The following is a 5,409-nucleotide window of genomic DNA, read 5'->3' as shown; positions in this document are numbered from 1 at the left end:
GCGCGGAAGACCGCCACCTACGGAGGTGCCGTACGCGCGCCGATCGCGACCGCCGGATACGGGCCGTACGGAGGTGCCGTCGCGAGCCGTACGGAGAGCCTGCGTGTCCGGGCGGGTGCCGGACGCGCCAGGGCCGCCGCCTGGCACCCGCCGTCTATGCCCGCCGTCCGCTCAGCGGAAGTCGTCCACGTGGTCGCGCGCCCAGGCGGCGAAGGTGCGGCCGGGCCTGCCGAGCGCGTCGCGCAGACTGCTCAGCTCCGCCTCCTCGTTGTACGCCCCGGCCCATGGGTCCTCGCCCTCGGCCACCGGGTTGCCCTCGTAGTCGGTGAAACCGAGCAGCATGTCCGCCGCGGCGGCGGAGAAGCCGCCCTGGGAGACGTAGATCTCGCGCGCCTCCTCGCGGGTGACGGTCTCGACGGCGACCTCTTCGCCGAGGGCGGCGGCGATGGCCGCCACCTGGCTCCGCGGGCTGATCATCTCCGGCCCGTGGAGGGTGTGCGCCCGGCCGGTGTGCCCTTCCTCCAGGAGCGCGGCGACGGCGACGTCGGCGATGTCGCCCTCGTGCACCGGGCACCACGCGTCGTCCGGGAACGGGTCGCGCACCCGGCGCTCCGCGCGGATGGAGGGGCCCCACAGCGAGAGCTTGTTGGCCATGAACTCGCCCGGCCTGACATGGGTCCACTCCAGCCCCGACGCCTCGACCGCCCGTTCCACCGGCAGGTGGTGGGTGGTGTCGAAGCCGTCCGCCACCGCGGCCGACGACAGTGTCACGATCCGGCGTACGCCCGCCTCCTCGGCCAGGGCGACGACGTCCCGGGCGGTGTCCGGCTGAGGGAAGAGGTAGAGCCGCTCCACCCCCTCCAGCGCGCCGCGCAGGCTCCCGGTCCGCTCCAGGTCCCCGCCCACGACCTCGATGTCCCCGCCGAACCCCGCCTTCTCCGGCGTCCGGGTGAGTGCCCGGACCGCCACACCCCGCCGGGCCAGCTCCTGGGTGACCAGCCGTCCCACATTCCCGGTCGCGCCCGTGACCAAGATCCTCATGGTGCCCTCCCCGCTCTCTTCGTACGCTGTACGCATTAATGTACGACACGAGGGTACACCGTACGCAGTGGGGTGGGTGAAAGAGCGTCACCGAGCCGGGAATGAGAGGGCCAGGACCTCGGGGCCGCCCGGGTCGCCGGTGGGCGCCCGGTAACCCCCCGGGCCCCGGTGCCCGGCGCCGCGCCCCGCTCACCGCCGTGCGAGGATCCTTCCCATCCGTCCCGGCGCCGGAATCCCGGAGCGGATCCCGGTACATGGAGGAGGACGACGATGTACGCGATATCCCTGGGCGACGACGGTGCCGCACTACGCCCCCTGGAGCCCTGGCGGGCCGAGGAGTTCCTGGCCCACATCGACCGTGGGCGCGAGTTCATCGGGCGGCACAACTCCCTCCCCGACGTCGTCACCGACCTGGCCTCCAGCCGTGCCTTCCTCCAGGGGTACGCGGACCGCACCGCCGCCGACACCGGGCGCATCGCGGGCATCTGGTCCGATGGCACCCTGGTCGGCGCGGTCGTCCTGCGACGGCTGGACGCCGCCCAGGGCGTCGCCGAGGCCGGGTGCTGGCTGGAGCCCGCCGGGACGGGCCGTGGGCTGGTCACCCGCAGCGCCCGGATCCTCATCGACTGGGCGTTCCGGGAGCGCGGTGTCCAGCGCGTCGAATGGTGCGTCGCGTCCGTCAACGCGCCCAGCATCGCCGTCGCGCGGCGGCTCGGGATGACCCACGAGGGCACGCTCCGGCAGAGCTTCGCCGTCCGGGGCCGGCGGTACGACGAGGAGATCTGGTCCGTGCTCGCCTCTGAGTGGCACGCCGCTCACCAGGGCTGACCCGCGTCGGGCCGCTTGTTTCCCGCCGCTTGGCGGGCCGTAGGGTGAGGCTGACGGGCGGGGGATCCGCACGGGACGAGAAGGGGAGCCGGGACGATGGTGAACGAGGTCGCGGGGGTACGGGCCCCGTCGGGGCGGGCCGTGGAGGCCGCCCGGCTGGTCTGCGCCGAGTACGCCGACAAGGCGCTGTACCAGCACTCGCTGCGGTCCTATTTCTACGGCGCCGCCTGGGCGGACGCGCGCGGCCTCGACTTCGACCGCGAACTCCTCCATGTCGCCGCGCTCCTGCACGATCTGGGCCTCACCGCGCCCTTCGACAGCCACACCCTCCCCTTCGAGGAGGCGGGTGGCCATGTGGCGCGGGTCTTCACCGCCGGGCTCGGCTGGCCCGCCGAGCGGCGCGACCGGGCGGCCGAACTGATCGTGCTGCATATGCGGGACGCCGTGGCCCCCGAGACGGACCTGGAGAGCCGCCTGTTGCAGGTGGGGACCAGTGCTGACGTCTCGGGGGCGGGGCTCGACGCCTTCGACCCGGCCTTTGTCGAGGCCCTCGCCGCGGCCTGTCCCCGCGAGGGCTTCGCCGAGGGGTTCCTCGGGCTCTTCCGGGACCAGGCGCGGCGGAAGCCGGGCTGTGCCGCGGCGGCGCTGATGGAGGGCGACTGGGCGGCCCGGACGGCCGCCCACCCGCTCGACCGGGCCTGACCCGTCCGCCGTCCGGCGCCGGGGCTGCCCGGGGCCTTCGGGGGACAGGGTCAGGCGCGGCCCTCCCCGGGCGGTGCGGCGTTCCACGTACCCGCCATGACCTCCGTCGTGAAGCCGGGCCCGAACGCCAGGATCAGCCCCGGGTCCCCGTGCCGGGGAGCCCCCTCGTCGTGGTGGCGTCGCAGGACGTCGAAGATGGAGACGCTCGATGTGTTGCCCAGCCGGGCCATGCTCTCCCGGCTGTGCCGCAGTGATCCCGGCGCCAGCCCCAGCCCCTGCTCCACGCCGTCCATGATCAGTGGCCCGCCGGTGTGGGAGACGCAGAACCGCGCCGAGTCCGGCTCCCACCCCAGTTCGGCGAGGAAGGACTCGATCGCCGGTATCACCAGGGGCACCGTCGTACGGACCCGGGGATCGGTCCGGAAGTGGAACCCGCGCTCGGTGGTGCTGCCCGCTATCACGGAGTGGGAGTCGGGGAGGAGGTGCTGCCGGGCGGCCTGGATCTGGAACCCCGTGGCCGAGTCGGTCGCGCGGCGCAGCACGGCCGCCGCGGCGCCGTCGCCGAAGATGCCGTTGGAGATGAAGTCGCTCAGGGTCCGCTCGTCCGGCTGGAAGGACAGGGAGCTGAGTTCGACGGCGATGACCAGGGCGGTCGCCTCCGGGTACGCCTGGAGGAAGTGGAACGCCTCCGCGAGGCCGGAGACCCCGGCCGCGCACCCCATCTGCTGGATCGGGGTGCGCCGTACGGTGGGCCGGCAGCCGATCTCCTGGGCGATATAGGCGTCCGGTCCCGGCAGCGCGTATCCCGTGCACGACACGAAGACGAGGTAGTCGACCTCGGCCGCCGCCACCCCCGCCCGGCGCAGTGCCTCCTCGGCCGCCGTGGCGCCCAGCCGGGTGGCCTCGCGGAGATACCGGGCGTTGCGTACGCCGAAGGGCTGGGCGGAGAGTGTCTCCTCCAGACCCGCGACCATGTTCCTGGTCTCCACCGTCGTACTGCGCATCAGCGCGAGCCCGCGCTCCAGGTGCGGTACGTCGGCGAAGAGTTCACCGAGGGCGCCCATGATCTCCTTCTGGGTGATCACATGCTCGGGGACGGCCACCGCCGGAGGGGATATGGCGACGCGGGTGCGCGCCTGGAGCGGGCGGGCCGTCCGGTCCCGGGGGGCGGGGACGGTCGGCGGGGGTGTGGGTGCGGTCGGCGGTATGGGCAAGGTGGGGTGCGCGAGAGTCACGGGTGCTTCCTTGGGGGTGTGGGGGGATCGCGGGACCGGTGGGGCGGTACCCGCGTCAGGAAGCATGGAGTCCGGATAATGCCCAGACAAGATCGTCTTTCGGACACGGCCCGTTCCTGGCGTACGGGTGCGAGGTGCGGCCCCGCGGGGCCGAGGACGCGCCCGTCTCTGGTCCCACGGGCGGATCCCCAGGGGAGCGGGTCGTCAGGTCCTGTTCCGTTTCCGGTGGATCGCCGGAGGGATGTCCACTCCCGAGTCTGGCCGGAAAGTTACGGCGAGAAAGTGGTGCGACGCCCGCTCCCGGGCCGCCGGATTCCGCGTCCGCCCCCGTCCCGTCCTCCCGTCCGCTCCCCTCCGGCCCACCGCAGTGCCCCTCGCCACCACCATGACCCGGGTTGCCGGAACGGCAACGGCGTTCGCGTCGCTCCCGCGCACCCTGCATGATCGGGTACGGCCACGAAAGCGGTGCCCGACGCCCGTCGTGGTGACGCCAACCGACATCGCCTGGAGGGTTCATGGCAGAGCGCGACCCGGAACTGACCCATCGTCTGGTCGACACGCCCGGCGGGCGGATCCACCTCGTGGAGCAGGGCAGCGGCCCCCTGGTACTGCTGGTGCACGGCTTCCCGGAGTTCTGGTACTCCTGGCGGCACCAGCTCCCCGCCCTCGCGGCGGCCGGATACCGGGCCGTCGCCATCGACGTCCGGGGATACGGACGCTCCTCCAAGCCCGTGGACATCGACGCCTACCGTCTGGTCCACCTGGTGGAGGACACCGCGGCCGTGGTGCGCGCCCTCGGCGAGGAGACGGCCGTCGTCGTCGGCCATGACTGGGGTTCCGCCATCGCGGCGACCTCCGCGCTGCTGCGCCCGGAGGTCTTCCGTGCCGTGGGGCTGCTCAGCGTGCCCTACACCCCCCGTGGCCGGACCCGGCCCACGGACGCCTTCGCCCGGATGGGCGGCGGGGACGAGGAGTTCTACGTCTCCTACTTCCAGCGGCCCGGCCGGGCCGAGGCCGATATCGAACCCGATGTGCGCGGCTGGCTCGCGGGCGTCTACGCCGCCCTGTCCGGCGACACCGCGCCGCCGCCGGGCGCCCCCGCGCCGCACTTCGTCAGTCCCGACGGGGGGATGCGCGACCGGTTCCCCGTCGGACGGCTGCCCCGCTGGCTCAGCGAGGACGACCTCGACCGGTACGCGGGTGAGTTCGAGCGGACCGGTATGACCGGCCCCCTGAACCGGTACCGGAACATGGACCGCGACTGGGAGGACCTCGCCGCGTTCGAGCACGCCCCCATCGCTCAGCCCTCGCTCTTCATCGGAGGTGCGCTGGACTCCACCAACATCTGGCTGGGCGACGCGATCACGGCGCACGCCGTCACCCTGCCCGGGCTGGTCACCTCCCGCATTCTCGACGGCTGCGGGCACTGGATCCAGCAGGAACGGCCGGAGGAGGTCAACCGGATCCTGCTCGACTGGCTGGCGGCCCTGCCCGGGTGAGGCGCTCCGCCATGACGCGGCACCTGTGGTCCGTCGTCGCCCGACCGGCGGAAGCCCCGGGCGCCCGGCCCGCTCCCCTGAGTGTGACCCGGTGGCCTGGCGGT

Annotated in this window: 5 protein-coding genes; 3 read left to right on the top strand and 2 right to left on the bottom strand. The window is 73.4% G+C overall.

Annotated features, from left to right (window positions below; all coding sequences use genetic code 11):
- Positions 1–171: 171 nt before the first annotated feature.
- Positions 172–1,041: an SDR family oxidoreductase gene (locus tag ACFVIM_RS32300; RefSeq protein WP_384309071.1), complete on the bottom strand. Its 870-nt coding sequence runs from the start codon at positions 1,039–1,041 to the stop codon at positions 172–174.
- Between the two features lie 270 nt (positions 1,042–1,311).
- Between ACFVIM_RS32300 and ACFVIM_RS32295 the strand changes: the two genes are divergently transcribed.
- The gene (locus ACFVIM_RS32295; protein WP_384309069.1) at positions 1,312–1,869 is read left to right on the top strand and encodes a GNAT family N-acetyltransferase; all 558 of its coding nucleotides are present in this window, start codon (positions 1,312–1,314) and stop codon (positions 1,867–1,869) included.
- 96 nt (positions 1,870–1,965) lie between these two features.
- A complete protein-coding gene (locus tag ACFVIM_RS32290) occupies positions 1,966–2,571 on the top strand; it encodes an HD domain-containing protein (protein WP_384309066.1) in 606 nt (201 codons plus the stop codon).
- 50 nt (positions 2,572–2,621) lie between these two features.
- Here the strand turns inward: ACFVIM_RS32290 and ACFVIM_RS32285 are convergent, their stop codons facing one another.
- On the bottom strand, positions 2,622–3,806 hold the full coding sequence (locus ACFVIM_RS32285) for a type III polyketide synthase (protein WP_384309064.1): 1,185 nt from the start codon (positions 3,804–3,806) through the stop codon (positions 2,622–2,624).
- A 515-nt stretch (positions 3,807–4,321) separates the two neighbouring features.
- Between ACFVIM_RS32285 and ACFVIM_RS32280 the strand changes: the two genes are divergently transcribed.
- Positions 4,322–5,305, top strand: coding sequence for an alpha/beta fold hydrolase (locus ACFVIM_RS32280; RefSeq protein WP_384309061.1), 984 nt, complete (start codon positions 4,322–4,324; stop codon positions 5,303–5,305).
- Positions 5,306–5,409: the final 104 nt, after the last annotated feature.

This window comes from Streptomyces sp. NPDC057638 (assembly GCF_042800315.1).
GTDB lineage: Bacteria > Actinomycetota > Actinomycetes > Streptomycetales > Streptomycetaceae > Streptomyces.
This window is presented reverse-complemented; position numbering and strand designations above follow the sequence as displayed.

Bases quoted from the DNA above. Each gene is read 5' to 3' on its own strand.
- ACFVIM_RS32280 (WP_384309061.1), top strand. From the start codon at position 4,322: ATGGCAGAGCGCGACCCGGAACTGACCCATCGTCTGGTCGACACGCCC.
- ACFVIM_RS32300 (WP_384309071.1), bottom strand. From the start codon at position 1,041: ATGAGGATCTTGGTCACGGGCGCGACCGGGAATGTGGGACGGCTGGTC.
- ACFVIM_RS32295 (WP_384309069.1), top strand. From the start codon at position 1,312: ATGTACGCGATATCCCTGGGCGACGACGGTGCCGCACTACGCCCCCTG.
- ACFVIM_RS32290 (WP_384309066.1), top strand. From the start codon at position 1,966: ATGGTGAACGAGGTCGCGGGGGTACGGGCCCCGTCGGGGCGGGCCGTG.